The 24,831-nt window shown below is 72.5% G+C and carries 14 protein-coding genes; 10 read left to right on the top strand and 4 right to left on the bottom strand.

The window, feature by feature from the left end:
- Window positions 1–75: 75 nt before the first annotated feature.
- The gene (locus tag AB0F38_RS00080) at window positions 76–504 is read right to left on the bottom strand and encodes an Rv3235 family protein (RefSeq protein WP_361884593.1); all 429 of its coding nucleotides are present in this window, start codon (window positions 502–504) and stop codon (window positions 76–78) included.
- A 282-nt stretch (window positions 505–786) separates the two neighbouring features.
- Between AB0F38_RS00080 and AB0F38_RS00085 the strand changes: the two genes are divergently transcribed.
- From AB0F38_RS00085 to AB0F38_RS00095, 3 genes are all read left to right on the top strand, one after another.
- The gene (locus tag AB0F38_RS00085) at window positions 787–1,293 is read left to right on the top strand and encodes a hypothetical protein (protein WP_361884594.1); all 507 of its coding nucleotides are present in this window, start codon (window positions 787–789) and stop codon (window positions 1,291–1,293) included.
- 29 nt (window positions 1,294–1,322) lie between these two features.
- Window positions 1,323–1,994, top strand: a complete 672-nt coding sequence (locus tag AB0F38_RS00090) for an HAD family hydrolase (protein ID WP_361884595.1) — start codon at window positions 1,323–1,325, stop codon at window positions 1,992–1,994.
- A gap of 396 nt (window positions 1,995–2,390) precedes the next feature.
- Window positions 2,391–7,412, top strand: coding sequence for an NAD-glutamate dehydrogenase (locus AB0F38_RS00095; protein WP_361884596.1), 5,022 nt, complete (start codon window positions 2,391–2,393; stop codon window positions 7,410–7,412).
- 74 nt (window positions 7,413–7,486) lie between these two features.
- Here AB0F38_RS00095 and AB0F38_RS00100 read toward each other — a convergent pair whose 3' ends face one another.
- Complete coding sequence (locus tag AB0F38_RS00100) at window positions 7,487–8,278, bottom strand: ABC transporter ATP-binding protein (protein WP_361884597.1); 792 nt, start codon at window positions 8,276–8,278, stop codon at window positions 7,487–7,489.
- Window positions 8,271–9,212, bottom strand: a complete 942-nt coding sequence (locus AB0F38_RS00105) for an ABC transporter permease (RefSeq protein ID WP_361884598.1) — start codon at window positions 9,210–9,212, stop codon at window positions 8,271–8,273. Before AB0F38_RS00105 ends, AB0F38_RS00100 begins: the two co-directional genes overlap by 8 nt.
- A gap of 141 nt (window positions 9,213–9,353) precedes the next feature.
- On the opposite strand from AB0F38_RS00105, the gene AB0F38_RS00110 reads away from it, so the two are divergent.
- Complete coding sequence (locus AB0F38_RS00110) at window positions 9,354–9,965, top strand: TetR/AcrR family transcriptional regulator (RefSeq protein ID WP_361884599.1); 612 nt, start codon at window positions 9,354–9,356, stop codon at window positions 9,963–9,965.
- Here AB0F38_RS00110 and AB0F38_RS00115 read toward each other — a convergent pair.
- Window positions 9,949–13,356 (bottom strand): CDP-glycerol glycerophosphotransferase family protein, encoded by a 3,408-nt coding sequence (locus AB0F38_RS00115; protein WP_361884600.1) that lies wholly within the window; start codon window positions 13,354–13,356, stop codon window positions 9,949–9,951. The two genes, AB0F38_RS00110 and AB0F38_RS00115, sit on opposite strands and share 17 nt — an antisense overlap.
- A gap of 100 nt (window positions 13,357–13,456) precedes the next feature.
- Between AB0F38_RS00115 and AB0F38_RS00120 the strand changes: the two genes are divergently transcribed.
- From AB0F38_RS00120 to AB0F38_RS00145, 6 genes are all read left to right on the top strand, one after another.
- Entirely contained in the window at window positions 13,457–15,487 is a 2,031-nt protein-coding gene (locus AB0F38_RS00120) for a CDP-glycerol glycerophosphotransferase family protein (protein ID WP_361884601.1), read from the top strand.
- Between the two features lie 90 nt (window positions 15,488–15,577).
- The gene (locus tag AB0F38_RS00125; protein WP_361884602.1) at window positions 15,578–16,312 is read left to right on the top strand and encodes a methyltransferase domain-containing protein; all 735 of its coding nucleotides are present in this window, start codon (window positions 15,578–15,580) and stop codon (window positions 16,310–16,312) included.
- Between the two features lie 11 nt (window positions 16,313–16,323).
- Complete coding sequence (locus tag AB0F38_RS00130; RefSeq protein WP_361884603.1) at window positions 16,324–17,250, top strand: TylF/MycF/NovP-related O-methyltransferase; 927 nt, start codon at window positions 16,324–16,326, stop codon at window positions 17,248–17,250.
- Window positions 17,251–17,367: 117 nt separating this feature from the next.
- The gene (locus tag AB0F38_RS00135; protein ID WP_361884604.1) at window positions 17,368–20,820 is read left to right on the top strand and encodes a CDP-glycerol glycerophosphotransferase family protein; all 3,453 of its coding nucleotides are present in this window, start codon (window positions 17,368–17,370) and stop codon (window positions 20,818–20,820) included.
- Entirely contained in the window at window positions 20,817–23,669 is a 2,853-nt protein-coding gene (locus tag AB0F38_RS00140; protein WP_361884605.1) for a CDP-glycerol glycerophosphotransferase family protein, read from the top strand. Before AB0F38_RS00135 ends, AB0F38_RS00140 begins: the two co-directional genes overlap by 4 nt.
- Complete coding sequence (locus AB0F38_RS00145; protein WP_361884606.1) at window positions 23,666–24,811, top strand: glycosyltransferase; 1,146 nt, start codon at window positions 23,666–23,668, stop codon at window positions 24,809–24,811. Before AB0F38_RS00140 ends, AB0F38_RS00145 begins: the two co-directional genes overlap by 4 nt.
- Window positions 24,812–24,831 lie beyond the last annotated feature (20 nt).

The following is a 24,831-nucleotide window of genomic DNA, read 5'->3' on the forward strand; positions in this document are numbered from 1 at the left end:
CGGCCGGGTGCCTGTGGGGGGCTCCGCCGTGTCCTCAGCCCCGGACAGGCCCCGTTCCCGGGTGCCGGCGGGCGGTCACCTCACGGCCGGCAGGCGTTCGCCGCCCAGGTCCACCGCGGCGCAGCGCCAGCGGAGGTCGGGGCCCTGCTCCAGGCGGAACGCCATCGCCCGGACCTGCTCGCCCGTCGCGATGCTGGCGAACGCCTCCACCACCCCGGTGGCCGGCTGGGTGCCGTGGCAGGCCCGTACGACCGGACGCCTGCAGCCCGCCCCGAGCGGGGCGTTCGGGGCGAGCTCGGCCAGCTGGTCGTAGGCCTCACCGATGGTGTGGCCGAGCATCCAGTGCACCGGGCGCTGGCCGCTGAGGACGGCGAGCAGGCGTTCCGCGAACCACTGGTGCGGGCGCAGCGGCCGCCGGGGCCGCTGGGGTGTCCGCTGCGGCGGTACGGTGCCCGGCCTGCTCCGGTCGCGTCGTCCGGCCGGCCTCGTCCTGTCGGTGCTCATGTTCATAGCCCCCGTGGCTGCTGTGCGGAGCCCGGGCAAAGTACCGGGCGGTAACTTCTTGCTGGGGACCTTCTACGGGACGGCCGGTGGCCCCGCAAGCGGCGGACGGGCACCGGTGGGCGTCCTGCGGGATCACCTATCCGGGTGGCGGGCCGTGCGCGGCAAGGGGACCGACGGGGGTGACGGGCGTCGCAGGGTGGACGGCGGGGGGTGGTTCGTGAACCCCGATGGGGGACGCCCCACGTATCCTGAGGGCGTCATCGACTACGAAAGCGGTCAGCCATGCGTGTGTACGTCCCCCTGACCCTCTCCGGTCTTGCCGCGGCACACCGGGCGGGCGAGCTGGGCCCCGGGCCGCTGACCGCGTACGCGGTGACGCCCGGACTGCGCGAGTGGTACGTCTCCGACGACATCGAGGAGCTGGAGTACGCGGCCCTCAACCGGTCCGCCTCCGCCTCGCTGCGGATGATCGCGGCGGACCCGGACGAGGCCCGGCGCCGGGTCGTCGTCGCCCTCGACGTACCGGACGGGGCGGCGGTCGCCGATCCGGACCACGTCCTGGACGCCTCGTCGCTCGGTGAGGTGCGGATCGCGGACGCCGTGGCGCTGTCGGAGGCCGCCGCCGTACACGTGGACGCCGATGACGCCGAGAAGGACGTCGCTGCCGCCGCCGCGGCGCTCGGAGCCGCCGATCTCGGGGACGACGACGCGCAGTTCACCGTGGACGGTGCGGAGGACCACGAGCTGCTGTGGTTCGGGATCCAGGAGATCCCCGGTCTGATCGGCTGAGTGTCGTACCCGGCGAGTATTTTCTCCCTATGGCGACACCGGGGAAGCACCGCGCGCATCTGGTCTGGGACTGGAACGGCACACTGCTCGACGACATCCACGCGATCGTCGGGGCGACGAACGCCGCGTTCGCGGAGGTCGGTCTGGCGCCGATCACCATGAAGCAGTACCGCGAGATGTACTGCGTCCCGATACCCAGGTTCTACGAGCGGCTCCTCGGCCGGCTGCCCACCGACGCCGAGTGGGAGCGGATGGACGGCATCTTCCACCGCCACTACACCGAGCAGCGGGCCGCCTGCGGGCTGACGCAGGGCGTCGAGGAGTTGCTGGCGCAGTGGGGGCGGGCGGGCCACAGCCAGTCGCTGCTCAGCATGTACGGCCACGAGCACCTGGTCCCCGTGGTGCGCGGCTACGGGATCGAGCGTCATTTCGTACGTGTGGACGGGCGCACCGGCCCGAGCGGCGGCAGCAAGGCGCAGCACATGGAGCGGCACTTCGTGGCGCTGGAGGGGATAGCCCCGGAACGCGCGGTGGTCATCGGGGACGCCGTGGACGACGCCGTCGCCGCCGCGCATGTCGGGGCGCGCGCGGTGCTCTTCACCGGCGGTTCGCACAGTCGCGTGAGCCTGGAGGCGGCGGGGGTGCCCGTGGTGGACACCCTGGCGGAGGCCGTAGCGCTGGCGGAGTGGATGACACGCTGACGCGGACGGGGGCCGGGCCGGACGGGATGCGTTGATCCGGACGGCGAATACGCGCTGAATCGGTCCCGTGCGATGTCCGAAGCGTCAAAGTTCGCGGTCTTCTTTTGTACTTATGCGGCACATGACGGCAGTGGGTGCAGGAGGGATAGCCTGGTCCCGTGATCAGCGCGATACGCCTCGGGGGCAGCGAAGCCCCCGGCCTGCGCCCGGAGTGCCACAGCACCCGGGCGATCCGCGATCTCCGTATCCCGGGCCGTCCGCCTGAAACGGCCACTATGGTCCCGGGTATCTCCCTTGGCGGCATAGCGTCGACCGAGACCGGAAACCCCGTGTCGTGGCGGTACGTCGTCTTTTACACCTACGTCACGCAACGGCGCGCGACAGGAGCCAGAGGACATGCAGACCAAGCTGGACGAAGCCAAAGCCGAGCTGCTCGCACGGGCGGCCCGGGTAGCCGACAACGGTCCGGGCGGTGGTGTCGGTGGCCCGGGAGGTACCCGCTTGCACCTCGCCGGAGCCGGTGACGAGAGCGGCACCGGGGCGGACCGGGGTGAGCGTGCGGGCCGGGACACGCTGCTCGCCTACCTCCAGCGCTACTACCTGCACACCGCTCCGGAGGACGTCACCGGCCGGGACCCGGACGATCTCCTCGGTGCGGCTTCCTCCCACTACCGGCTGGCCGAGAACCGCCCGCAGGGCACCGCGAACGTCCGGGTGCACACCCCGACCGTCGAGGAGAACGGCTGGACGAGCAGCCACTCCGTCGTCGAGGTCGTCACCGACGACATGCCGTTCCTGGTCGACTCGGTGACCAACGAGCTGTCCCGGCAGGGCCGCGGCATCCATCTCGTGATCCACCCTCAGGTCATCGTCCGCCGCGACGTCACCGGCAAGCTGGTCGAGGTCCTCGCCGACGACCGGGTCCGGGGCAACGGGACGAAGCGGGCCAAGGGCCGCAAGGAGGGCTGGGCGGAGCTGCCGCACGACGCCCTGGTCGAGTCGTGGATCCACGTCGAGATCGACCGGGAGACCGACCGCGCGGACCTGAAGCAGATCACCGCAGATCTGCTCCGTGTCCTGTCCGACGTACGGGAGACCGTCGAGGACTGGGACAAGATGCGCGACGCCGCCCTGCGGATCGCGGACGACCTTCCCGCCGAGCCGCTCGACGACCTCGGCGACGACGAGGTCGAGGAGGCCCGCGAGCTGCTGCGCTGGCTCGCCTCCGACCACTTCACCTTCCTCGGCTACCGCGAGTACGAGCTCCGGAAGAACGACGCGCTGACGGCCGTCCCCGGCACCGGACTCGGCATCCTGCGCTCCGACCCGCGGCACAGCGAGGACGAGGCCCACCCGGTGAGCCCGTCCTTCGACCGGCTGCCTGCCGATGCCCGCGCCAAGGCGCGTGAGCACAAGCTGCTCGTCCTGACGAAGGCGAACAGCAGGGCGACGGTGCACCGTCCCAGCTACCTCGACTACGTCGGGGTGAAGAAGTTCGACGCCGACGGCAACGTCATCGGTGAGCGGCGCTTCCTCGGTCTGTTCTCCTCCGCCGCGTACACCGAGTCCGTACGCCGGGTCCCCGTCGTGCGGCGCAAGGTCGCCGAGGTGCTGGAGGGCGCGGGCTTCACACCGCACAGCCACGACGGCCGCGACCTGCTGCAGATCCTGGAGACGTACCCGCGCGACGAGCTCTTCCAGACGCCCGTCGACCAGCTGCGCTCCATCGTCACCTCCGTGCTGTACCTCCAGGAGCGCCGCCGGCTGCGGCTGTACCTGCGCCAGGACGAGTACGGGCGCTACTACTCCGCCCTCGTCTACCTCCCGCGCGACCGCTACACCACCGGTGTGCGGCTCCGGCTGATCGACATCCTCAAGGAGGAACTGGGCGGCACCAACGTCGACTTCACCGCCTGGAACACGGAGTCGATCCTCTCCCGGCTGCACTTCGTCATCCGGGTCGCGCCGGGCACCGAGCTGCCGCACCTCACCGACGCGGACGCGGACCGCATCGAGGCCCGCCTCGTCGAGGCCGCCCGGTCCTGGTCCGACGGCTTCCAGGAGGCGCTCAACGCCGAGCTGGGCGAGGAGCGCGCCGCCGAGCTGATGCGCCGTTACGGGCACTCCTTCCCGGAGGGCTACAAGGCCGACCACTCGCCGCGCGCCGCCGTGGCCGACCTGGTCCACCTCGAAGCGCTCAAGAGCGAGAAGAAGGACTTCGCCCTCAGCCTGTACGAGCCCGTGGGCGCGGGCCCCGGCGAGCGTCGCTTCAAGATCTACCGGACCGGTGAGCAGGTCTCCCTCTCCGCCGTCCTGCCCGCCCTCCAGCGGCTCGGCGTCGAGGTCGTCGACGAACGCCCGTACGAGCTGCGCTGCGCCGACCGTACGCACGCCTGGATCTACGACTTCGGGCTGCGCATGCCGAAGGCCACGAGCAACGGCGACTACCTCGCCGACGGCGCCCGGGAGCGATTCCAGGAGGCGTTCGCCGCGGTCTGGACCGGCGAGGCGGAGAACGACGGCTTCAACTCCCTCGTGCTGGGCGCCGGTCTCGACTGGCGCCAGGCGGTGGTGCTGCGCGCCTACGCGAAGTACCTGCGCCAGGCGGGTTCGACCTTCAGCCAGGACTACATGGAGGACACCCTCCGTAACAACGTCCACACCACCCGGCTGCTGATCTCCCTCTTCGAGGCCCGGATGTCGCCGAGCCGGCAGAAGGCCGGCACGGAGCTGACCGACGGGCTGCTGGAGGAGCTGGACGGGGCTCTGGACCAGGTCGCCTCGCTCGACGAGGACAGGATCCTGCGGTCCTTCCTCACCGTCATCAAGGCCACGCTGCGGACCAACTTCTTCCAGCTGGCCGACGACGGCGAGCCGCACGGCTACGTGTCGATGAAGTTCGACCCGCAGGCCATCCCGGATCTCCCCGCGCCCCGCCCGGCGTTCGAGATCTGGGTGTACTCGCCGCGTGTCGAGGGTGTCCACCTGCGCTTCGGCAAGGTCGCCCGCGGTGGTCTGCGCTGGTCGGACCGGCGGGAGGACTTCCGTACGGAGATCCTCGGCCTGGTCAAGGCGCAGATGGTCAAGAACACCGTGATCGTGCCGGTCGGCGCCAAGGGCGGGTTCGTCGCCAAGCAGCTCCCGGACCCGGCCGTCGACCGTGACGCCTGGATGGCGGAGGGCATCGCCTCCTACCGGACGTTCATCTCGGCGCTGCTCGACATCACCGACAACATGGTGATGGGCGAGGTCGTGCCGCCCGCCGACGTCGTGCGCCACGACGAGGACGACACCTACCTCGTCGTCGCCGCCGACAAGGGCACCGCGAAGTTCTCCGACATCGCCAACGACGTCGCCGTCGCGTACGGCTTCTGGCTCGGTGACGCCTTCGCCTCCGGCGGTTCCGCGGGTTACGACCACAAGGGCATGGGCATCACCGCCCGCGGCGCCTGGGAGTCCGTCAAGCGGCACTTCCGCGAGCTGGGCCACGACACGCAGACCGAGGACTTCACCGTCGTCGGCGTCGGCGACATGTCAGGTGACGTGTTCGGGAACGGCATGCTGCTCTCCGAGCACATCCGGCTGGTCGCGGCCTTCGACCACCGGCACATCATCATCGACCCGGACCCGGACGCCGCCACCTCGTACGCGGAGCGGCGCCGGCTGTTCGACCTGCCGCGCAGTTCCTGGGCCGACTACAACAAGGACCTGCTCTCCGCGGGCGGCGGGATCCACCCGCGTACCGCCAAGTCGATCCCGATCAACGCGCACATCCGTGAGGCGCTCGGCATCGAGTCCAAGGTCACCAAGATGACGCCCGCCGAGCTGATGCAGAACATCCTCAAGGCGTCGGTCGACCTCCTGTGGAACGGCGGCATCGGCACCTACATCAAGTCGTCCGCCGAGTCGAACGCCGACGTGGGCGACAAGGCGAACGACGCGATCCGCGTCAACGGCGAGGACCTGCGGGCCCGGGTCGTCGGCGAGGGCGGCAACCTCGGGGCCACCCAGCTCGGCCGCATCGAGTTCGCCCGCGCGGGCGGCCGGATCAACACCGACGCGATCGACAACAGCGCCGGCGTGGACACCTCGGACCACGAGGTGAACATCAAGATCCTGCTCAACGGACTCGTCCGCGACGGCGACATGACCGTCAAGCAGCGCAACAAGGTGCTCGCCGAGATGACCGACGAGGTCGGACAGCTCGTGCTGCGCAACAACTACGCGCAGAACGTCGCGCTGGCCAATGCCTGCACCCAGGCCCCTTCGCTGCTCCACGCACACCAGCGCTTCATGCGCAGGCTCGGCCGCGACGGGCACCTGGACCGGGCGCTGGAGTTCCTGCCGAACGACCGGCAGATCCGCGAACTGCTGAACCACGGCAAGGGGCTGAGCCAGCCCGAGCTGGCCGTGCTGATCGCGTACACCAAGATCACGGCGGCCGACGAGCTGATCTCCACCAGCCTGCCGGACGACGCGCATCTGCAGAAGCTGGTGCACGCCTACTTCCCGAAGCAGCTCCGCGAGCGCTTCCCCGAGGCGGTCGACGGGCACGCGCTGCGCCGCGAGATCATCACGACGGTGCTGGTCAACGACACGGTGAACACCGGCGGTTCGACCTTCCTGCACCGGCTGCGGGAAGAGACGGGGGCCTCGCTGGAGGAGATCGTGCGGGCGCAGTTCGCCGCCCGTGAGATCTTCGGCCTCTCCGAGGTGTGGGACGCCGTCGAGGCGCTCGACAACCAGGTGGCCGCCGACGTGCAGACCCGGATCCGGCTGCACTCGCGCCGTCTCGTGGAGCGCGGCGCGCGCTGGCTGCTCGGCAACCGGCCGCAGCCGGTCGAGATCGCGCAGACCGTCGAGTTCTTCCAGGACGGTGTCGAGCAGGTGCGGAACGAGCTGCCCAAGCTGCTCATGGGCGCCGACCTCGAGTGGTACCGGTCGATCCTCGACGAGCTCACCTCGGTGGGTGTGCCCGAGGAGCTGGCGGCGCGGGTGGCCGGATTCTCCTCGGCCTTCCCGGCGCTGGACATCGTGGCGATCGCGGACCGGACGGGCAAGGACGCCCTGTCCGTCGCGGAGGTCTACTACGACCTCGGCAACCGGCTGGGCATCACCCAGCTGAGGGACCGGATCATCGAGCTGCCGCGGGCCGACCGCTGGCAGTCCATGGCCCGCGCGTCCATCCGCGAGGACCTGTACGCGGCACACGCCGCGCTGACCGCGGACGTGCTGGCCGTCGGCAACGGGACGTCCACGCCCGAGCAGCGGTTCACGGCCTGGGAGGAGAAGAACGCGGCGATCCTGACGCGGTCGCGCTCCACCCTGGAGGAGATCCAGAGCTCGGAGGCCTTCGACCTGGCGAACCTGTCGGTGGCCATGCGGACCATGCGGACGTTGCTGCGTACGCACGCGTGACCGGGAGCGGCTGACGCCGCCGCGACCGGCTGCGGCCGCCGGACGGGCCTTCATCGGCCCGCCCGGCGGCCGCGTCATTTCCGGGCTTTCGCGGGCGTGGTGAACTTCTCGTACGCGGCCACGACCTCCTTGGCCGGGCCGTCCATCCGCAGCGTGCCCGCCTCCAGCCACAGGGCCCGGTCGCAGGTCTCGGTGATCGACCGGTTGCTGTGGCTGACCAGGAAGACCGTGCCGGCCTCCTTGCGGAGCTCCATGATCCGGTCCTTGCTGCGCCGCTGGAACTTCGCGTCGCCCGTGGACAGCGCCTCGTCGATCAGCAGGACGTCGTGGCTCTTGGCCGCCGCGATGGAGAAGCGCAGCCGGGCCCCCATGCCGGAGGAGTACGTACGCATCGGCAGGGTGATGAAGTCGCCCTTCTCGTTGATGCCGGAGAAGTCGACGATGCCCTGGTAGCGCTCGTGGATCTGTTCACGGGTCATGCCCATGGCCAGACCGCCGAGTACGACGTTGCGCTCCCCGGTCAGGTCGCTCATCAGGGCGGCGTTCACCCCGAGGAGCGACGGCTGGCCCTGGGTGTGCACCCGGCCCTTCGACGGGGGCAGCAGGCCCGCGATCGCCTTGAGGAGTGTCGACTTCCCGGATCCGTTGGAGCCGATCAGGCCGATGGCCTCGCCCTTGTACGCGGCGAAGCTGACGCCCTTCACGGCGTGCACCTGGCGTGCGCCACGCGGCTGCCCGCGCGACACGATCCGGTTCAGGGCGGAGGTGGCGCTGCCCCTTCCGGTGCGGGCGCCGTTGACCGTGTAGGTGATGTGCACGTCGTCGACGACGACGGTGGGCACACGCGTGTCGGGGGTGTCAGCCACGTCCGTACCGCTCCTCGGCCTTCCAGAAGTACACGAAGCCGCCGATGCCGCAGACGAGCGCCCAGCCCGTCGCGACGGCCCATACGTGCGGGGGCAGCTGCGCCCCGGTGAAGCTGTCGATCAGCGCGTACCGCATCAGGTCGATGTAGACGGCGGCCGGATTGCACTCCAGCGCCAGCAGGACCCAGTGCGGGACCCGGTCGCCCGTGAGCAGGGTGTCCAGGCTCCACATCACCCCCGAGGCGTACATCCACGTCCGCAGCACGAACGGCATCAGCTGGGCGATGTCGGGGGTCTTCGCGGCCAGCCTGGCCATGACCATGGAGACCCCGGTGTTGAACAGGGCCTGCAGGGCGAGTGCCGGGACCGCCAGCAGCCAGGACGGCCGTGGGTACTGGCCGAAGACGAGCAGGATCACGAAGAGCGCGCCCAGCGAGAACATCAGCTGCTGGAGCTGCTGGAGGGCCAGGGCGATCGGCAGGGACGCGCGGGGGAAGTGCAGGGCGCGCACGAGTCCGGTGTTGCCGCTGATGGCCCGGGTCCCGGCCGTGATCGAGCTCGCGGTGAAGGTCCAGATGAAGACGCCGGTGACGAGGAAGGGCACGTAGTCGGGGACTCCGTGCTTGGTGTTCATCAGGACGCCGAAGATGAAGTAGTAGACCGTCGCGTTCAGCAGCGGGGTCATGATCTGCCAGATCTGGCCCAGCTTCGCCTGGCTGTACTGCGCGGTCAGCTTGGCGGTGGCGAACGCCGTGATGAAGTGCCTGCGCCCCCAGAGCTGCCGCACGTACTGCCCGAGCGTGGGGCGGGCCCCGCTGACGGTCAGGCCGTGCCGGGCGGCGAGAGCGGCCAGCTCGCCCGGTTCGTACACGGGGAGAAGGGCGCGGGAGGCGGGGTCCACCGGGGCCGGCGGTGCTGCTGTCTGGCTCACCACGATCGCTTTCGACGGGGGCAGAAGGAACGGGGCGCGCGGAATCGGACCGAGGGGACGGCACCGTATCGTCGCAACGCTGACAGTAGGACGCATCCACGTCGCAACGCAACCGTTTCGTCGTTACGGTCTATCATTCGGGCCATGACCACCGAACGGCGAACCGGGCGCCGCACCCCGGCAGGTGCCGCGGTGCTCCGCGAGGACGTGACCGAGGCGATTCGCGGGGCCGTCTTCGAGGAGCTGGCCGCGGTGGGGTTCGCGCGGATGTCGATCGAGGGCATCGCCCGGCGCGCGGGCGTGGGCAAGACCGCCGTCTACCGCCGCTGGAAGTCCAAGCTCCACCTGGTCCTGGACCTGGTCGCGGCCGTCGCCGCCCAGGGCTTGCCGGCACCGGCGACCGGCTCGCTGTACGGCGACGTGCGCGCCGTGCTCGAACTGGCCGCGTACGCCCTGCGCCACCCCGTCGCCTCGCAGGTGATCCCGGACCTGCTGGTCGAGGCGGCACGCAGCCCCGAGATCTCCGGCGCCATCAAGGCCGCTCTGCTCGACCAGCAGCAGGGAGTGGCCGCCGTGGTCGTCCGGGCGGCGGTGGCCCGCGGCGAACTCCCCGAGGGCAGCGACCCGGACCGGGCGCTGGACCTGATCGTCGGCCCCCTCTACTGGCGCCTCGTCGTGGTCCGCGGCGACCTGCCCGAGGGGTATCTGGACGATCTCGCGGAGTCGGCCGTCGCCGCCCTCAGGCGCGGTCGCTGAGCAGCCGGTCCGCGACCCGCGCCGCGGCACCGCCGTCGCCGGGGCCGCACAGGTCCCGCCGGAACGCGGCGTACGCCTCCGTGTGCGGGGCGGCCGGATCCGGGACGGACCGCAGGGCCCCGGCCACCTCCTCCGTGCTGACGAGCAGGGGGCCGGGTGCGCGGGTCTCGAAGTCCAGGCAGAAACCACGCGCGGTGTCCCGGTAGTGCTCCAGGTCGGGAGTGTGGAAGAGCATGGGCCGGCCGGTGTGCGCGAAGTCGAACACCAGGCCCGTGTAGTCGGTGACCAGCACATCCGCGATCAGCAGCAGCTCGGCGGTGACCGGGTGCGCGGAGACGTCCCGCAGGGCGGGGCCGGCCGGCACGGTGCCCGTGACCCGCGGATGCCTGCGGACCAGCACCGTGGTGCGGTCGTCGAGCGACCGCACCAGCGCGGGCAGGTCCAGGGCCGGCTCCCAGCGGTACAGCCGGCGCGGGCCGCCGGGCACGCTGCCCGGCGCGTGGGCCAGCTGGTCGCGGTACGTCGGGGCGTAGAGCACCACGCGGTGGCCGTCCGGGATGCCCAGCCGTCGGCGTACCCGCTCGGCCGCCTTGTCCCGGCCGGGCGCGCACAGCAGGTCGCCCGCGGGTGAGCCCGCCTGAAGGACCTCACCGCCGTAGGCCAGCGCACGGCGCAGGTGCGGGGTGGCGAAGGCGCTGGGGGAGACCAGGACCGACCACTGGGCGGAGCGGTGCGGCAGCGAGGCGAGGTACTGGTGGTCGGCGTACAGGGTGCCGGTGAGGTCCAGGCCGAACCGGCCGAGCGGGGCGCCGAGCCAGGTCTGCACGACCGTCTGGTCCGGGCGCCGCTCGAACCACGCGGGCAGCTGGCCCGCCGTGACGATGCGGCGGGCCCGCGCCAGCGCCTCGTACCAGGCGCTGCTGTGCGCCACGACGGGGACGGCGGCGGGCGGGACCCGCGCGGCGGCGCCTGCCGACCCGTCGGTGACCCACAGGTGTTCGACCTCCGTGCTCCGGCGCACGAGCTCGGCGTGCACGGCGCGCGGGGCATCACCGCCCGTGTGCCCGCCCGCGTAGAGGACGACGTCCCGGAGCGGGAGCCGACGCTGCGCCGGGTAGTGCGCCGTACGCAGGAGGCCCTGGCGGTACGCGCCCCGTTCGCCGTCGCCGAGCGCGGGCTCCGCGCGCACGGTCAGCCGGTCGCCGTGACGGCGCTCGACACGGACCCCGGCGACGGAGCGCACCGGCAGCCGCTCGGCCAGGGCCGCCGCCACCCGTACGGGCCGGCCGTCCAGGTACACCTCCCAGTCACCCTCGCGCGGCGGGCGCGGCAGCCGCGCGGCGAACCGGCTCCCGCTGCGGTCGGCGGGGCCCGCCACGGCCGGCTCCACGGGAACGGTCAGGGTCTCGTCCAGGGTGCTGTGCCGCAGGACGAGACCGCCCGGGGCGTACGGCGATCCCTCGACGCGCGGCCCGCCGTCCGGTGCTTCCCCGAGGACGTCCACGAACGGGCTGCCGGTCACCTCCAGCACGAGGTGGCCCTCCGCGTCCGCGAGGGCCGGCGGCGGCAGGTCCGGGGCGGCGGCCAGCGGGACGCGTTCGCCGTCGGTGACGAGGGCGGCCCGCCAGCGGGCCCCCCGCACCGGAGCGGCCCTCCCGGCGCGGACGGCGGGTTCCGCGGGTTCCACGGGTTCCGCGAGCTCCGCGAGGGGGATGCGGACGGTGAAGCGCCCGCCCTCCCCGTACCGCACGGGGCAGGTGAGCTCCGCCGCCCCGTCACGGGTCAGCGCCAGCGCCGTCGGCCGGGAAGCCCCGTACAGGCGGCCGGACAGTTCCAGGGAGTCGTGTCCGCCGTCGTGCGCGAGGACCAGGGCGGGCAGCTGTGCCACGGTCAGCCCGAGCCGTCCGTCCCGGTAGCCGAGCACCGCGCGCCGCCCCCCGCCCAGGTCGTGGACGAGCGGCTGGGCGGCTGCCGCCTCCACCGCGCGCAGGGCCGCCCGCCGTACGACGCCGTGCCCGGCCACCACCACACCCACCAGCCAGGTGCCCCGACCGATGCGCTCCGGATCGAGGACCATCTCGAAGCCCGCGTAGTCGTAGCAGTGCAGCTCCTGACCCGAGTCGGCGGTCGCCCCGGGCATCCGGAGCGTGCGCACCGGCACGGGCCTCAGCCGCCGGCCCCCCGCCTCCCGCACCAGCCCCGCCTTCAGTGCGTGACAGGCCGCGCCGGCGGGGAGGTTGCGGACGTACGCGTATCCGCGCAGCCGCAGCTTCCCGTCCTCGCCCCACGACGCCTCCGCCAGCCGTGCCACGGCCGGCAGATCACCCCGGCCGAGCCGCGTACCGACGCCCGCCACCCCCGGATGCACCGCCCGCCGCCGCCCGGGCAGCCCTTCGACCGCGAACGTGCCCGCCCCGTTGGCCCGTTCGAACGCGAGGACGGCCAGCAGCTCGTCCAGCCTGCGCTCCCGTACCAGCTGCCACCTGATGCGCGCCTCGGCGGGCAGCCCGTCCAGCACGGTGCCGCCCGCCCGGTCGAGGAAGGCGCCCGCGCCCGTCATGAACGCCGAGCGGTAGGCGGGCCCGCCCAGCGGCAGCCCTTCCAGGAAGTACACGAAGTCGTCGCGCAGACAGGAGGTGTCGTAGCGCCGCCGCTGTCGCGGATCGCGGTCCGCCAGGAACGCGCTGACCTGTTCACAGGCCGCGATCCGGTCCCGTACGCCCCGCACGTCCGTGCGCCTGCGGGTGATCGAACCCTCGCGCACCCGCCAGTGGTAGACGTGCTCGCTCAGGACGTCCACCGATCCGGCCAGATGGTGCGCCGGGATCATCACGGGCGCGTCCTCGTAGAGCCTGCCCACCGGGAAGACGAACCCGTGCCGGTCCCAGAACGCCCGCCGGAACACCTTGTTCCAGGCGACCCGGTCGGCCAGCAGCCGGTCGTCCCGGGTGATGTGGGTACGCAGGCGGTCCGCGGTCAGCCAGCGGTACTGCCAGGCCTGCTGCCGGCCCTGCCCGGTCAGCCGCCACACGTTGCCCGTCACCAGGTCCGAGCCGGTCGACTCCAGGGAGGCCAGCATCCGTGCGTACGCGTCGTGGACGACGACGTCGTCGCTGTCCGCGAACGCGAGGTACGGGACGCCGGCAGTGGTGTGGGCGACGCCCGTGTTGCGTGCCGCGCTCAGGCCCGCGTTGGGCTGGTGGACACAGCGGAAGCGGCCGTCCCGGGCCGCGAAGTCCTCCGCGATCCGGCAGCTGCCGTCCGTGGAGCCGTCGTCGACGAGGATCACCTCGACAGCCTCCAGGGACTGGCCTGCCAGTGAGACGAGGCACTCCTCCAGATACTCCTCGACGTTGTGCACGGGGACGACGACGCTGAGGAGTGGCTTCATGTACGGCTCAACCCGGGTGAGCGTCCCGGGTCACGGTAGTGACCCGAACGGGTGAGGGAAGCAGGGGCGGGGCGCATGGTCCGCACTACGCTCGGCTGCCATGTTCCTCAGTGTTGTCGTGCCCGTCCACCGCGTTCAGGGGTACCTGAGGGCGGCGCTGGAGTCCGTGATCGACCAGTCGGTCCGGGACTGGGAGCTGATCGCCGTCGACACGGGCCCGCCGGACGGCGGCCTGGGCATCGCGCGGGAGTTCGCCGAGCGCGATCCCCGGGTGCGCGTGCTCAGCCCGGAGGCCCCCGGTGGTTCGCCGGGGGCCGGGGAGGCGGGGGGCGCCCGGCACCTCGGCGCGGCCCGCAACGCCGGGGCCGCCGAGGCGCGCGGGACGTACCTGCTCTTCCTCGACGGGGACGACCTCCTGCTGCCCGGCGCGCTGGCGGAGATCGCCGCCCGGGTGGCGGCGGACGCTCCGGACGTGCTGCGCCTCGGCCACGAACGCGTCGACTGGTGGGACGGGACACGACCGGGGGACACGCTGCCCGCGGCCCGGAACCAGCTCTTCCGCCGTGCCTTCTGGACCGCCCACGGACTCCGCTTCACCGAGGGCCCGTACGACCACGTCGTGCCCGTACACCGCGCTGTCCTCCTCGCCTCCGACGCCGGCACCCTCGCCGCGCTCGACCGGGTCTGCGTACGCCACCGTCTGCGCCGCGCCGGCACCTTCGCCACGACACCCGGCCGCGCCCACTTCGCCGTCATCGACGCGTACGCACACCTGATCGCCGAGACCGGGGGCGACCCGCGCGTCCAGGCCGCCCGCACCGCACACCTGCGGGCCGTGCTCGACGACCCGGGCCGGATCGCCCCGGGCGACCGCGCGGCCTTCTTCCGAGCCGCCGGGCTCCCCGGCCGCTACGCCGCACACCGCACCCGGGAAGCAGTACGCGCCGGGCGTACCCGGGCGCGGAGCGCCCTGCGCGCCGGAAAGAAGACCCTGCGCGCCCGCGTGATGCGGGCCGTCTACCACGCCGACCTGCACCGTCCGCTGGACCCCCGCCTCGCCGTCTACGGGTCGTACTGGAACCGCGGCGTCGCCTGCAATCCGGCCGCCGTCTACGCCAAGGCCCGCGAACTCGCCCCGCACATCCGCGGTGTCTGGGTCGTCTCCTCCCGCCACCGCGACCGGATGCCGCCGGGGGTGCCGTACGTGATCGAGGGCTCCCGCGCCTACTGGCGGACCATGGCCACCGCCACGTACCTGGTCAACAACTCCAGCTTTCCCGGCGGGTTCACCAAGCGCCCCGGCCAGATCTACCTGCAGACCCACCACGGGACCCCGCTGAAGACCATGGGCCTCGACCAGCGCCCGTACCCCGCCCTCACCAACGGTGTCAGCTTCGAGCGGATCGTCGCCCACACCGACCAGTGGGACTTCAGCCTCTCGGCCAACCCGCACACCACCGAGATCTGGGACCGGACCTACCCGTCCTCGTACGAGCACCTGCCGTTCGGCTATCCGCGCAACGACGTCCTGTTCACCGGCAGCCCGGAGCGGACCGCGAAGATCCGGGCCGAGCTCGGCATCGCCCCGGGCCGGACCGTGCTGCTGTACGCGCCGACCCACCGCGACTACCGCCGGGGCTTCGTCCCCCGCCTCGACCTGGAACGCCTCGCCCGCGAGCTCGGCGAGCAGTACGTGGTGCTCGTGCGGGCCCACTACTTCTACGGGCGCTCGGCCGGGACGGCCGCGGGGGACCGGGTCGTCGACGTCACAGGACACCCGGGCGTCGAAGAACTCTGCCTGGCCTCCGACGCGTTGATCACCGACTACTCGTCCCTGATGTTCGACTACGCCTGCCTGGACCGCCCGATCATCACCTACGCACCGGACTGGGCCGCCTACCGGGCCGCGCGCGGCACGTACGTCGACCTGCTCTCCGGACGCCCCGGAGACACCCCCGGAGCCGTCGCCACCACGGAGGACGAACTGCGGGAACTGCTGCGGACCGGGGCGTGGCGCTCGCCGGAGGCGGCCGTGCTGCGCGCCGCGTTCCGCAGCAGGTTCTGTCCGTACGACGACGGGCACGCGGCGGAACGCGTGGTGCGGCGGATCTTCCCCGTGAGGCCGGGCTGAATCTCCGCGTCACCCGTACGGGGCGACCCTTCCGTACCGCGCCTTCGTTGTGTTCAGCAGTGCGCGCACACCGCAACCTCGGGAGTAACCATGCACCGGTCCGCCTACGAGCAGATGGAACTCTGCGTCCGGGAGTATCTGCCCACGTCCCGCGGGTACCGGGTCGTGGACCTCGGCTCGCGGATCTCCGGCAAGCAGACCCGTACGCACAGGGCACTGCTGGCGGGCCACGAGGTCGACTACTTCGGGGTCGATGTGCTCGACGGTCCCAACGTCGACGCCGTGATGACCCGGCCCTACCGGATTCCCGCCAGGTCGGGCAGTGCCGATGTCGTCCTCTCCGGGCAGGCGTTCGAGCACATTCCCTTCTTCTGGGTGTCGATGCTGGAGATCGCCCGGGTGCTGAAGCCCGGCGGCTACGCCTTCATCACCGCTCCGTCGCGCGGGCACGCTCATGACGCGCAGGACTGCTGGCGCTACTACCCCGACGGTTTCCGTGCGATGGCCGCCCACTCCCGCCTCGAACTCTGCGAGGCGTACACGGACTTCCCGCCCACGAAGGGCATCTGGCACGACTACCCGTCCATCGACGCGAAGGCCGCCTACTGGGGCGACTCCGTCGGTGTCTTCCGCAGGCCGGGGCGCCCTTCCCGGCCGGTTGCCCGGCTGAAGGGCGAGGTGGCCGCGTTCGCCGTGCGCGAGACGGCGGTGTGGTGGGCCAACCGGGTCGGCGGAGTGGACCGGGTGCCGCTGCCGCGCCCGCTGGAGGGCCGGGAGCGGTGCGGACGGCCGGAGACCCCGGCGACCGCATCAACGGCAGGTTGACGAAAGGTGACATGAGTCGCAAAGCGCGCGTACTCTCCGGCCCCATGGCTTGGCGCAACGCCGTCAACGGCGTCCTTCAGCAACTCACCGGGTATCAGCTCAGGCGCACGACCGTGCCGGCTCCCCGCACCGCCCCGCACCCCGGAGCGAAGAAGCCCGCGGAGACGACACCCGCGGTGACGAAGCCCGTCGCGACGGATCCGGCGCAGACACCGCCGGAGAAGCCGGCCGCCGCGAAGAAGCCCGCGCCGAAGACCGGCCCGCAGTTCCCGGCCGACTACGACGACGAGGCGACAGACATCATCCGTGCGGTCAAGCCGTACACGATGACCTCCCCCGAGCGGCTCAACGCCCTGGTCCTCGCCACCCGGCACATCGTCGAGCACGACATCCCGGGCGCCGTCGTGGAGTGCGGCGTCTGGCGCGGCGGTTCCATGCAGGCCTGCGCGAAGACGCTGCTGTCGCTCGACGAGACCGGGCGCGACCTGTACCTCTTCGACACGTACGAGGGCATGACCCCGCCCACCGCCGAGGACCTGCGCCGCGACGGCAGGCCGGCCCGGGAACTGCTGGACGCCCAGGGCAAGGACCGGCCGATCTGGGCCGTGGCCTCGCTGGAGGACGTACAGGCCGGATTCGAGGACGTGCCGTACCCGAAGGACCGCATCCACTACGTGCGGGGCAAGGTCGAGGACACCGTTCCGGAGCAGGCCCCGGACCGGATCTCGATCCTGCGGCTCGACACCGACTGGTACGCCTCGACGAGGCACGAGCTGCGGCACCTCTACCCGCGCCTGGTCAGCGGCGGTGTGCTCCTGATCGACGACTACGGTTACTGGCAGGGATCCCGCCAGGCCGTGGACGAGTTCCTGGAGGAGACCGGCGAGCGCTTGCTGCTCCTGCGCATGGATGAGGGCCGTATCGCGGTCAAACCCTGAAGCCGTCGCCCGACCGTGTTCGTCGCGAGCCCCGTTGCCTCCCCGGCACGGGGCTCGTTCGTCAAGCAGCAGACCAGTTGACCGATGTCGTCCGCCCGGAAGGATCGTGCGCAGCGCATGGCACCCCGCCTCACCGTCGTCGTCCCGCTCTACAACGTCGAGGAGTACCTCGGAGCCTGCCTGGACTCGCTCGCCGAGCAGACCATGGCCGACCTCGAAGTCGTCATGGTCGACGACGGATCGACGGACCACAGCGCGGACGTGGCCCTGGACTTCTCCCGGAAGGACCCGCGCTTCCGGCTCATCCGGCAGGAGAACGCGGGGCTCGGCGCCGCACGCAACGCCGGGGCCGCGCAGGCGCACCCGGAAGGGGAGTTCCTCGCGTTCGTCGACAGCGACGACGTCGTCCCGCCCGGCGCGTACGCCCGGATGCTCGGCGAACTCGACGCGTCCGGCTCGGACTTCGCGACCGGCAACGTGCTCAGGCTGCGGGCGAACGGGGCACTCGAACAGTCTCCGATGTTCCGCAGGCCGATGGAGAAGGCCCGGCGGGCCACCCACGTCACCCGGGACCGGCTCCTGCTCGGCGACCGCATCGCGTGCAACAAGGTGTTCCGCAGGACCTTCTGGGACCTCCACTCCTTCGCCTTCCCGACCGGCGTCCTGTACGAGGACATCGCCGTCGTCCTGCCCGCGCACTTCCTGGCCGACGGCGTCGACGTCGTCGAGGAGCCCGTCTACCACTGGCGGGACCGGGACGGTTCGATCACCACCCGGCGCGCGGTGGCCCGGGGCATCCGCGACCGGGTCACGGCGGTCAGCACCGTCAGCCGGTTCCTCGCGGAACGGGGCATGACGGAGGCCCGCGGGCACTACGACGCGCACGTGCTCTCCGGCGACCTGTGGCTGTTCATGGAGGCGCTCCCGGACGGCGACGCGGAGTTCCGCGAGGCCTTCCTCACCCATGCCAACGCCTTCGCCGACACGGTCGGCCCGGCCGTCCTCGGCGCGCTGCCGCTGCATCTGCGCGTCAAGTGGCAGCTCGTCCGGGAACGCAGGATGCGCGAGCTGCTGGCCCTCCTCGCCCACGAGTCCACCGACCGTGACACCTTCCACGTCCGGGGTCTGCTCCGGCCCCGGGCCCAGTACCCGGGTGTCGAGGACCCCCTCCCGCGCCGGGTCGCCGCCCTGTCCGCCACGGACCTCCCCGTGCACGCGCACCTCACCGAGGCGGTGTGGCGGGACGGGAGGCTGCACCTCAAGGGGTACGCGTACGTCCGCAACGCCCCGGGCCGGTCCGCCGGGACCGGCTGGCTGCGGTCGGGCAGGCGGCTGATGCCGCTCCGGACGCGCACGACGGTGACGGACGAGGCGGCGGCCGGATCGGGCCGCTCGCTGCACCGCTACGAGCGCTCAGGCTTCGAGACCGTCCTCGACCCGGGCCGGCTCGCCGCGAAGGGAACGGGCCGGGGCGCCCGGAGGGTCTGGAAGCTGGAATCCGTCGTCCTCGGTGCGGGACGCCCGCGCCGGGGCCCCATGCGGCTGCTGGGCAATCCGGCGGCGCCCGCCGTGCGGTACGTCGACGAGCGCACCCGGATCGTCCCGGTGCTCTGCGGCAACAAGCTGGAACTGCGCGTGGAGCGGATCGACGCCGTGCTCGCCGGTCACCGGGCGACGGAGGCCGGGAGCGGGGTACGGATCGCGGTGCGGGTCCTGGACGGGAGCGAACCGACGGCCCTGCGGATCCAGGAGTGGCGCACGAAGGAGACCCGGGAGTTCCCGCTGGTGGTCAGCGGTGAGACGGACGGGCGCACGGTCGTCGCCGAGGTGCCGCTCGACGCGTTCCGTCGCTCCGACGGCGACTGGGGGGTCCAACTGGTCGGCGGGGAGGGCCGGCTGACGGTGGCGGCACGCCCGGAGACCGATGCCGGGCGCTATCCGCTGGCCGGGGGTCGCGAGGTGTACGCCGCGGCCAACCCCTCCGGCGACCTGGTGTTGACCGACCGGACCGTGCAGCCCGTCGTAGGACGCGTGTCGTGGCCGGACGGAGACGGCCTCGTCCTCGAAGGCAGCTGTCCGGCCGCCCCCGGAAGGCCGCTCGAACTCGTCCTGCGGCACGGCGGCCACCAGGAGGAGACCGCCTTCGTCGTGGAGCGGACGGGAGACGGGTTCCGTACGCGGCTCGTTCCCGGGGCGGTGGACGGTATCGGGGGCACCCTCCCGCTCGCCGAGGGCCGCTGGTACCTCTTCCTCCGGGAACGGGGGGAGCGGGACCCGGAGCGCTACCTCCCGCTGCGCGTGGTGCACCAGCTCCACGCCGGGCTGCCGCTGGGCCAGGAGTCCGGCGGTCGCCGCTTCACGCTGGAGCGGCGCTTCCACGACCGGCTCTGTCTGGAGTCCGGCAGCGCCCTGCCGGTGCGGGACCGGGGAGCGTACGGGCAGCGCCGGCTGCGCGCCGGGTACGCCGCCGCGCGCGGCGGTGAGCCGCGCGAGGCCGTGCTGTACTCCAGCTTCGACGGACGCCAGTACTCGGACTCGCCCCGCGCCGTCCACGAGGAACTGGCCCGCCGCGCCACCGGCGTCGAGCACCTGTGGGTGGTGCGCGACCAGCAGGCCGCCGTGCCCGCGGGGGTCCGTGCGGTGGCCCTGCACAGTGCCGAGTGGTACGAGGCCCTGGCCCGCAGCCGCTGGATCGTCACCAACACCCAGCTGCCCGAGTGGTTCGAGCGGGCCGACGGCCAGTTCGTCGTCCAGACCTGGCACGGCACCCCGCTCAAGCGCATCGGGCGCGACCTGGCGGGCAGCCCGTGCGCGGACAGCGCGTACATGGCGTCCATGCCGCTGCGCGCCGCCCAGTGGAGCGTGCTCGTGTCGCCGAACAGCTTCTCCACACCCGTCCTGCGCCGCGCCTTCGGACACACCGGCGAGGTCATGGAGTGCGGCTCCCCGCGCAACGACCTGCTGCACGCCCCGGACCGGGCGAAGGTCGCCGCCGCCGTACGGGAGTCGCTCGGCGTGCCCGAGGGCAGGCGTGTCGTCCTGTACGCCCCCACCTGGCGCGAGGACCGCCCCAAGCAGAGCGGCCGGTACGGGCTCGACCTCCGACTGGACCTCGAACAGGCGCGGAGGGCTCTCGGTGACGACCACGTCCTGCTGGTGCGCCGCCACTACCTGGTCGGCGGGAGCGTCCCGGAGAGCGACTTCGTCCGTGACGTGTCGCGCTACCCGGACGTGGCCGAGCTGATGCTGATCAGCGATGTGCTGGTCACGGACTACTCGTCCCTGATGTTCGACTTCGCGCAGACGGGCCGGCCGATGGTCTTCCACACCTACGACCTGGAGCACTACCGCGACACCCTGCGCGGCTTCTGCTTCGACTTCGAGAACCGGGCGCCCGGCCCGCTGGTCCCCACCTCGGCCGGGGTCGTCGAGGCCCTGCGCCACCCGGAGTCCACGGCCGCCGCCCACCGGGAGGCGTACGCCCGCTTCCGGGAGTCGTTCTGCGACCTCGACGACGGGACGGCGGCGGCACGGGTCGTGGACCGCATGCTGAGGGGGGTGCAGGCGTGAGCACCCCCGACTTCAGCTGTGTCGTCACCGCGGCCCCGGGAGGGGAAGCGGCCCTGCGGGCCTCCGTGGAGTCCGTGCTCGACCAGACGCTGCGGGCCGTCGAGGCCCTCGTCGTCCTGCCGGCGGACGGCGGCGCAGCCCTCCGTACGGCAGCCGCCTCACTCGCCGGGTGCTCCCCGGACCGTGTCCGCCTCCTCGACGCCGATGCCCGCGCGGACCGCGTCGCGGCCCTCCGCAACACGGGCCTCGACGCGGCCCGGGGCACGTACGTCCTCGTGCTCGACGACGGCGAGCGCCTCCAGCAGCATGCCTGCCGCAACCTCTGGGAGGCCGGTGCGCGCACCGGTGCCGACCTCGTCGCCGGGCGCTGGAGCCTGCTCACCGGGGACGGGGGGAAGGAGCAGGAACCCCCCTGGCAGCAGCAGCTGTTCGGCCGCTCCCGGGCCGTCGACCGGCTTGCCGACGCCCCCGGGCTGGCCGTGCACGACGCGCTGGTGACCGGCTTCTGCCTGCGCCGCGAGGCACGGGAGCGGCACGCCCTGCGCTACGGGGAGGACCTCACCCGCAGCGAGATCCTGTTCGGCCCGGAGGCCGCCGTGGCGGTGGGCCGGATCGCGCTCGTGCGCCGCCGGATCGTCTCCGGGCGTGCCGTCCCCGAGGACGGACGGGACCTCGCCGGACTCGTCGAGGCGCACCGCAGGGTGGGCCACCTCCTGGGGGCGCGGGGTGAGGCCGGGCTGCGCGAGGAGCGGCACGCCGCCTTCCTGCTCGACCACGTCGTGCCGCTGGTGGGCACCTTCCCCCTGCTGCCCGCCGCCGAGCGGGACCGGATCGCCGCGACGGCCGCCCGGGTGCTCCCGGAGTGTGTGCCGGAGCCGGTCCTGCTCGCCCTGCCGCCCGTTGAACGCGTCGGGGTGCGGCTGCTGGAGCGGGGCGACGCGGAGGGCGTACTCGCGGCGGCGTACGCGCTGCGCAGGCGGGGCACCGTGGCCGCGCCGCTCACCGTGACGGACGACGGGCGGGTGTACTGGCCGGGCGGGGAGGCCGGTCCCGCGCTGGACGTCACCGAACTGGGCCACCAGCACCGCACGTTCGGCGAGCTGCGGCTGATGAACAGGCTCACCCGATGCGAGGCCGACGGCGGCCGGGTCCTGCTGGAGGGCCACCTCGTGCTGCCCGGGCACACCGGCCCCGGACCGTCGCCGACGGCCCGTCTGGAATTCCGCGTACGGGACGGCTCCCGCACCTTCCGCGTGCCCGTCGACGAGCTGCGGCGGGACGCCACCGGGATCGGCTGGCGCACCCGCGCGGATCTCACCCGGGCCCTGCGCCCCCTCGGCGTCCGCGACACCGTGTGGGACGTCCGGATGGTGGTGGAGGACGGCCGGACCCGTGCGGTCAGCGACCTCTTCGCCGCCCGTGACCTCGTCGGCCCGGCGGACCGCTTTCCCGCCCTGCCCAGGCTCGGCCCGGCGGCGGGGGACACCTGGCAGCCCTACGTCACGCTCAAGGACCATCTCGCGCTGCGCCTCGAAGCGCACCGCCGCCCCGCCCGCACGGCCGGGCGCCTGGTCCACTACGCCACCCACTTCCGGCCCGCGCGCCGGGTCAAACTCCTGCTGCGGAGTCTGCGCAGGCGCCGCGACCGACTGCACGCGCGCGGGTTCAAGGTCTCGGTCTACCGCTCCTGGTTCCTCCGGCTGCCCGTCCGCAAGGGGTCCGTGGTCTTCGAGAGCCACATGGGCACCTGCTACGGCGACAGTCCCCGGGCCGTCTACGAGGAGGTGCGCGGAAGGGGTCTTCCCCTGCGCTGCGTCTGGTCGTACGACGGCGCCGCGGAGGGCTTCCCGGCCGACGGCGCCCGCCTCGTACGCCGCTGGTCCTGGCGCTATCTGTGGGCGCTCGCCCGGGCCGAGTTCTGGGTCGACAACCAGGGCTTCCCGCAGCACCTGGACAAACCGTCCGGCACCACCTACCTGCAGACCTGGCACGGTTCGGCGTACAAACGCATGGGCTTCGACGAGAGCCGGGTGCGTATGCAGAACGCGCCGCAGCGCGAGCGGCTCCAGCAGGCCGTGCACCGCTTCGACCACTTCCTCGTCCGCTCCGAGCACGACGTGCGCACCCTCGCCCGCGCCTACCGGCTTCCCGGGCGGATCCTGCTGCGCACCGGTTATCCGCGCAACGACGCCCTTCTCGCGGCCCGTGCCCGGGACGAGGCCGAGGGGCGGCTGCCGCGCCCGGCGCTCGCGGCGGAGCTCGGGCTGCCGGACCACCGGAAGACCGTGCTGTACGCGCCGACGTTCCGCGGCGGGCCGGGGAAGCACAAGCGGCGACGGCTCCTGCTGGACGCGGCACGTTTCGCGGAGCGCTTCGGCGACGCGTACACGCTGCTGGTGCGGGCGCACTACCTGGAGGCGGCGAGTCTGCCCGTCTGCCCGCCGGGGACGGTCGTGGACGTCTCGCGTCACCACGACGTCAGCGAACTGCTCGCGCTCGCCGACGTCCTGGTCACCGACTACTCGTCGATCATGTTCGACTACGCGCTCCTGGACCGCCCGATCGTCCTGTTCGCCCCGGATCTCGACGCGTACGCCGCCGAGCGGGGCAGCTACTTCGACCTGCGGGAGAAGGCGCCCGGGCCGGTGGTCGCCACCGAGGAGGAACTGTTCGACGTGCTGGCCCGGCTGAAGGCCGTGGACACGGGCTTCCAGGAACGACGCGGCGGTTTCGCGCGGGAGTTCGGCGGCTACGACCGGGGGGACGCGGCACGGGCGGTCGTGGACACCGTGTTCGCCCGGTATCTGTCCCGGGCCCGGGACACCGGTGCCGGGGAGGTCCGAGGATGACCAGCCGTGACGTCTTCATCGTCTCCAACAGCACCGACGAACTCGGCGGGGTGACCGGCTGGATGCACCGGACGGCCCAGCTGTTCCAGCAGCGGGGCCACCGTGTGCACACCGTCGGCATCCACGCGGCCGAGCTGAAGATGGCCCTGCCCGACCCGGCCGGCTACCCCGTCACCGCGCTGTACCCGGCCCATCCGCCGACCCCCTGGACCCCCAGGGGGCTGCGGGACCGCTTCCGGATCACGGCCCGGCGGACCGAGGCGGCGCGCGTCGCGGACAAACGCCGTGCCGTCGACCGGCTCTCGGAGATCTTCCGCACCGCACGGCCCGGGGGTGTGGTGATCGTCAGCCAGGTCTGGGCGATGGAGTGGGTCACGGAGGCGGACACCACCGGTCTGCGGGTCATCGGGATGAGCCACGAGTCCTACGACTACTCCCGGGCGAGCCACCGCTACCGCTGGATCAAGAGGCACTACGCGGGGCTCGACCGCTGGCTCGTCCTCACCGAGGAGGACGCCGACATCTGGGCGGGCGACGGGATGAACAACGTCGGCTTCATGCCGAACGCGCTGGCCGCACTGCCCGACGTGCCTTCCCCCCGGTGCGAGAAGTCGGTGGCGAGCATCGGCAGGCTCACCGACCAGAAGGGCATCGACATGCTCCTGGACGCCTGGGCGCTGGTGGCCCCGCAGCGCCCCGACTGGCGTCTGGACGTGTACGGGGCGGGGGAGGACGAGCAGAGCCTCAGGGGCCGGTGCACCGCCCTGGGGCTGGACGGATCGGTCGGCTGGCGGGGGCCCACGGACGACGTCCCGGGTGCGCTCGCGGCCTCCTCCGTCTTCGTCCAGTCCTCGCGCGGCGAGGGCTTCCCGCTCGCGCTGCTGGAGGCGATGGCCAGCGGGGTGCCGTGTGCGGCCTTCGACTGCGCGCCCGGAGTGCGCGAGATCGTGCGCGACGGTGAGGACGGGCTGCTCGCGCCCGCCGGGGACATCGGCGCGCTCGCCGACCGGCTGCTTCGGCTCACCGGCGACCCCCGGCTGCGGGACGCGATGGGTGACCGGGCCAGGACCAACGTCCAGCGGTTCTCGGAGGCTGAGATCGTGCGCCGCTGGGAGGAGCTGTTCGCGTTCCTCGAACGCTGAGCCCCGGGGTGCGGGACCTC

This window comes from Streptomyces sp. NPDC025273, assembly GCF_040638585.1.
Classification (GTDB): Bacteria; Actinomycetota; Actinomycetes; order Streptomycetales; family Streptomycetaceae; genus Streptomyces; species Streptomyces cinereorectus.

Coding starts and splice junctions, on each gene's coding strand:
- AB0F38_RS00080 (WP_361884593.1), bottom strand. CDS start 504: ATGAGCACCGACAGGACGAGGCCGGCCGGACGACGCGACCGGAGCAGG.
- AB0F38_RS00085 (WP_361884594.1), top strand. CDS start 787: ATGCGTGTGTACGTCCCCCTGACCCTCTCCGGTCTTGCCGCGGCACAC.
- AB0F38_RS00090 (WP_361884595.1), top strand. CDS start 1,323: ATGGCGACACCGGGGAAGCACCGCGCGCATCTGGTCTGGGACTGGAAC.
- AB0F38_RS00095 (WP_361884596.1), top strand. CDS start 2,391: ATGCAGACCAAGCTGGACGAAGCCAAAGCCGAGCTGCTCGCACGGGCG.
- AB0F38_RS00110 (WP_361884599.1), top strand. CDS start 9,354: ATGACCACCGAACGGCGAACCGGGCGCCGCACCCCGGCAGGTGCCGCG.
- AB0F38_RS00115 (WP_361884600.1), bottom strand. CDS start 13,356: ATGAAGCCACTCCTCAGCGTCGTCGTCCCCGTGCACAACGTCGAGGAG.
- AB0F38_RS00120 (WP_361884601.1), top strand. CDS start 13,457: ATGTTCCTCAGTGTTGTCGTGCCCGTCCACCGCGTTCAGGGGTACCTG.
- AB0F38_RS00125 (WP_361884602.1), top strand. CDS start 15,578: ATGCACCGGTCCGCCTACGAGCAGATGGAACTCTGCGTCCGGGAGTAT.
- AB0F38_RS00130 (WP_361884603.1), top strand. CDS start 16,324: ATGAGTCGCAAAGCGCGCGTACTCTCCGGCCCCATGGCTTGGCGCAAC.
- AB0F38_RS00135 (WP_361884604.1), top strand. CDS start 17,368: ATGGCACCCCGCCTCACCGTCGTCGTCCCGCTCTACAACGTCGAGGAG.
- AB0F38_RS00145 (WP_361884606.1), top strand. CDS start 23,666: ATGACCAGCCGTGACGTCTTCATCGTCTCCAACAGCACCGACGAACTC.